The organism is Aquipuribacter hungaricus, assembly GCF_037860755.1.
Classification (GTDB): domain Bacteria; phylum Actinomycetota; class Actinomycetes; order Actinomycetales; family JBBAYJ01; genus Aquipuribacter; species Aquipuribacter hungaricus.
The window spans coordinates 1-4,055 of record NZ_JBBEOI010000292.1; the positions used below are offsets into that span (position 1 = coordinate 1).

Genomic DNA, 4,055 nt, shown 5'->3' on the forward strand with positions numbered 1-4,055 from the left:
CCCCCAGACCCCACCCCCCACAGACCGCACCGGAGGCCGCTGATGCACGCGCTCGTCGTCGACGACTCCCGGGCGATGCGCCGCATCGTGTCCGGGATCCTGTCCACCCTCGCGTTCGAGACCGTCGAGGCCGACAACGGCGCCTCGGCGCTCACCGAGCTCGAACGGCTCACCGCGGCCGGCACCGTCCCGGCGCTGGCCTGCATCGACTGGAACATGCCGGTCATGGACGGCCTGGAGCTGGTGTCCGCCGTCCGCGCCGAGCGTCGCTGGCGCGACATCACGCTCATGATGGTGACCACGGAGAGCGAGCACGGGCAGATCGTCCGGGCGCTCGCCGCCGGGGCCCACGAGTACCTCATCAAGCCCTTCACGGCCGACGCCATGGAGGACAAGCTCCGCTACCTCGGCCTGGTCCCCGCGGGGGTCGGCGCGTGAGCACCGGCACCGACGAGAGCACCTCGCCGGCCGGGACCCTCGGGACCACCGGCACCCTCGAGGGCCCGGAGGCGTTCGTCGGCACCGAGGTGCTCGTCGAGCTGGCCCAGGCGGTGTGGGCGTCCTTCGTCGACGACGAGGTCCCGCTCATGGACCTGGGCCCGTGGGCCCCCGAGCCCGACGGCACGCCCGTCGTCGTCGGCCGCGTCACCATCCAGGGCTCGGCCGCCGGCGTCCTGTCGGTGCACCTGCCTGCGCCGGCCGCGGCCGAGGCCGCGGCCCGGATGTTCGACATCGACCCCGCCGTGGTCGTCCCCGAGGACATCCACGACGCCACCGGCGAGATCGCCAACATGGTGGGCGGCAACGTCAAGGCGATGCTCCCCGGGGAGCACCGGCTCGGCCTCCCGTCCGTCACCACCGGGGCCGACGGCCCCGCCCTGGACGAGGCGCTCGCCTCGGCCACCCTGCTGTGGGGCGAGCACGTGCTGCTCGTCACCCTCGACCGAGCTGCTGGAGGTAGCCCGTCATGAAGGTCCTCGTCGTCGACGACTCGCGCGTCATGCGCCAGATCGTCGTCCGCACCCTGCGCCAGGCCGGCTTCGACGGCCTCGACATCGTCGAGGCGACCAACGGGGCCGAGGGCCTCGACGTCGTCGCCTCGGAGGGCCCCGACATGGTGCTCTCCGACTGGAACATGCCCGAGATGACGGGCATCGACTTCCTCACCAACCTGCGCGCGCGGGGCGACTCCACGCCGTTCGGGTTCGTCACCTCCGAGGGCTCGCCCGAGATGCGCGAGCGCGCCGCCGGCGCGGGCGCCCTGTTCCTCATCGCCAAGCCGTTCAGCGCCGACACCTTCGCCGACACGCTCTCGCCGATCCTCGGCTGAGCCTCAGCACCCGCACCACCCCCCACCCCGGCCGTCCCCGGCCACCCGACCCCGTCCCTGACAGGAGCACCGCCGTGGCGTTCGTCATCGCCCCCACCGTCCCCGTCCCCCACCTCAAGGCGGTCCGCGACCTGCTCGGCGACCTGACCGGCAAGGACATCGAGCTCAGCGGCGGCGCCGACCCGGTCGGTGTCGGCGGCGACTCCGGCTCGGTCGTCGGGCTGTACGTCGACGCCGAGCTGCGCAGCCGCGCGGTCATCGCCTTCGACCTGCCGCTGGCCGCCTACAGCGGCGCGGCGCTCGGCCTCGTGCCGGCGGCCGCCGCGCAGGACGCCATCGAGGCGGGCGAGCTGCCGGCCTCGCTCAACGAGAACTGCTACGAGGTCCTCAACATCATGGCCTCGCTGTTCAACCTGCCGAAGGCGCCGCACCTCAAGCTGTATGCGACGTTCTCCGGCTCGGAGCCGCTGCGCCCCGACGTCCGCGAGCTCGCCGTCCGGACCGCCCCGCGCGACGACATCAGCATCGAGATCGCCCGCTACGGCGCCGGCCGGATGTCGGTCGTCGTCGTCCCCTGAGCCCCGTCCCTCTGAGCCCGTCCCCTCCGCTGACGCCGCTCTGACATCGCCATGACATCAGAGGGGTTGACTCTGACGTCACTATGACGCCACCATGGCGTCATGGAGCTCAGCCCGTTCGTCGACAGCCTCCGCCACGACCTCGCCGCCGCCGCGGGGGCGGTCGGCGGGGGGAGCCGCGCCGACGGTGCCCCTGACGAGGTCCGGGCCGCCGCGGAGCGGCTGCTCTTCGCGCTCGACCCGTCGGTCCGCCTGGTCCTGCTCGACGCCCTCGGGCAGGCCGCCGCCGAGGTGGGGGCGCAGCTGGACGACGCCGCCGTCGAGGTCCGCCTGCGCGGCCGCGAGCCCGAGCTCGTCGTCCTGCGCACGGACCCCGCCTGGTCGGGGCCGCCCGGTGGGGCCCCGCCCGTGCCGCCGCAGTTCCCCGTGCCGCCCGCGGCGCCGGTCCTGCCTGTACCCCCCGTGCCGCCGGTCCCGCCCGAGCCACCGGTGGAAGACGACGGCACCGCCAGGCTCACCCTCCGGCTGCCGGAGTCGCTCAAGGCGCGCGCCGAGGCTGCGGCCGGCGCATCCGGCCTGTCGGTCAACGCCTGGCTCGTGCGGGCCGTGAGCGGTGCCCTCGACGAGCGCCCGGCGGAGCCCGCTGCCCCCTCCCGGCACCCCGGTCGCCGGCTGACGGGGTGGGCCCGGTGAGCGCCGCCGACGACAGGCGCGCTGTCGGCGGCGCCGGCACCCCTCTCGGGGCCGCCCCTGCCGCACGGCCCGCCGAGTCCCTCGGCTCCTCGCCCGCCTCCTACCCCGTCGACGGCCCGGTGCGGCTCGACCTGCGCTCCGGCAGCGGCCGCGTCACGGTGCACGCCCTCGACACCGCCGAGGTCACCGTCGACGTCCGGCCGTCGGACTCCTCCGCCCGCTCCGCCGAGGCGGCCGGCGCGACCGTGGTCCGGCGCGTGCAGGACGTCGTCGTCGTGCAGGTCCCCCGGTCCGTCGGCTTCCTCGGCCGGGACGGCGCCGTCGACGTGACGGTGACCGCACCCCGCGGCTCGTCGGCGGAGGTCAGCAGCCGGTCCGGCGACGTGCTCCTCACCGGTGAGCTCGACGAGGCCACCGTGGCCTGCGGGTCCGGCGACGTCTCCGTCGACCGGGTCCGCGGACGGGCCCGCGTGACCACGGGCTCCGGCGACGTCACGCTCGGCGAGGTGGGTGCCGCCCAGGTGCGGTCGGGCTCCGGGACCGTCCGGGTCCGCGCCGTCGTCGGGCCGCTCGAGGTGGGGACCGGGTCCGGCGACGTGCTCGCCGGCCCGGTCGGCGGCGAGGTGGTCGTCCAGACCGGGTCGGGCGACGTGCAGCTGGCCCGTACCGGCGCGGACGTCACCGTGACCACGGGCAGCGGCGACGTCGTCCTCGCCGCCGTCGCAGGCCGGGTCGCGGTCAAGACGGCCTCGGGCGACGTGGGCGTCACCGTGGCCGACGGCACGGCCGTGCTGCTGGACTGCTCGTCGGTGTCCGGCCGGCTCCGCAGCGACCTCGAGGCGTCCGGCGAGCCCGGCCCCGACGAGGCCCGCCTGCTGCTGCGCGCCCGCACCGTGAGCGGCGACCTCCTCGTGCAGCGGGGCGCGCCGGCGGCCCGCTGAGGCCTCCCCGCCCGTCCCGTCGCCCCCGTGCGACACGCCCGTCCCGGTCCGCCGCCCGGCGCGCCGGTCCCGCCCGACCCCTGGAGGCGACATGCACCCCGTCCTCGACTGCGAGCTCGTCACGCTCCGGCAGCGCCAGCTCGCCGCTGCCGCCGTCCACCATGCCGACGCCGCCCGTCCGGCCCTCGCTGGTCCGGTCCTCCCCGGTCGCCCGAGCGTCGGTCGCCCTGGTCGCGGGCGGGCGGGCGCTCTGTCGGCCCGGTGGTCCGCCGACCTGGCCACGGTGCTGCTCCGGCGACGCATGACCGTCGCCGAGCGCCGCGCCGCAAGGCTCGACCGGGACCGCGCCCGCCTCGGTGCCGCGATCGCCGACGTCGAGGCACGCGCCCGGGCCACCCGCGCCCGCCTGGCCTGACCGCTCACGGCACGGGCAGCAGCTCCACCGCCCCGCCGGACCAGCCGGGCGGGACGACCGCGACGGCGTCCGCGGCGGCGAGGCCGCGCAGCTGCGCC

Annotated in this window: 7 protein-coding genes; all 7 read left to right on the forward strand. The window is 76.4% G+C overall.

Annotation, left to right across the window (positions count from 1 at the left end; all coding sequences use genetic code 11):
* The first annotated feature begins 42 nt into the window (after positions 1-42).
* The 7 genes from WCS02_RS18355 (at position 43) to WCS02_RS18385 (ending at position 3,957) form a co-directional block, all read left to right on the forward strand.
* Positions 43-438, forward strand: coding sequence for a response regulator (locus WCS02_RS18355; RefSeq protein ID WP_340295735.1), 396 nt, complete (start codon positions 43-45; stop codon positions 436-438).
* Positions 435-971 carry a chemotaxis protein CheX gene (locus WCS02_RS18360; RefSeq protein WP_340295736.1) on the forward strand — a complete coding sequence of 179 codons (537 nt, stop codon included), beginning with the start codon at positions 435-437 and terminating at the stop codon, positions 969-971. Before WCS02_RS18355 ends, WCS02_RS18360 begins: the two co-directional genes overlap by 4 nt.
* A complete protein-coding gene (locus tag WCS02_RS18365; RefSeq protein WP_340295737.1) occupies positions 968-1,330 on the forward strand; it encodes a response regulator in 363 nt (120 codons plus the stop codon). Before WCS02_RS18360 ends, WCS02_RS18365 begins: the two co-directional genes overlap by 4 nt.
* Before the next feature lie 74 nt (positions 1,331-1,404).
* Positions 1,405-1,908: a hypothetical protein gene (locus WCS02_RS18370; RefSeq protein WP_340295738.1), complete on the forward strand. Its 504-nt coding sequence runs from the start codon at positions 1,405-1,407 to the stop codon at positions 1,906-1,908.
* A gap of 102 nt (positions 1,909-2,010) precedes the next feature.
* Positions 2,011-2,601, forward strand: a complete 591-nt coding sequence (locus tag WCS02_RS18375) for a toxin-antitoxin system HicB family antitoxin (protein ID WP_340295739.1) — start codon at positions 2,011-2,013, stop codon at positions 2,599-2,601.
* The gene (locus WCS02_RS18380) at positions 2,598-3,542 is read left to right on the forward strand and encodes a DUF4097 family beta strand repeat-containing protein (protein ID WP_340295740.1); all 945 of its coding nucleotides are present in this window, start codon (positions 2,598-2,600) and stop codon (positions 3,540-3,542) included. Before WCS02_RS18375 ends, WCS02_RS18380 begins: the two co-directional genes overlap by 4 nt.
* Before the next feature lie 91 nt (positions 3,543-3,633).
* A complete protein-coding gene (locus WCS02_RS18385; protein ID WP_340295741.1) occupies positions 3,634-3,957 on the forward strand; it encodes a hypothetical protein in 324 nt (107 codons plus the stop codon).
* Positions 3,958-4,055 lie beyond the last annotated feature (98 nt).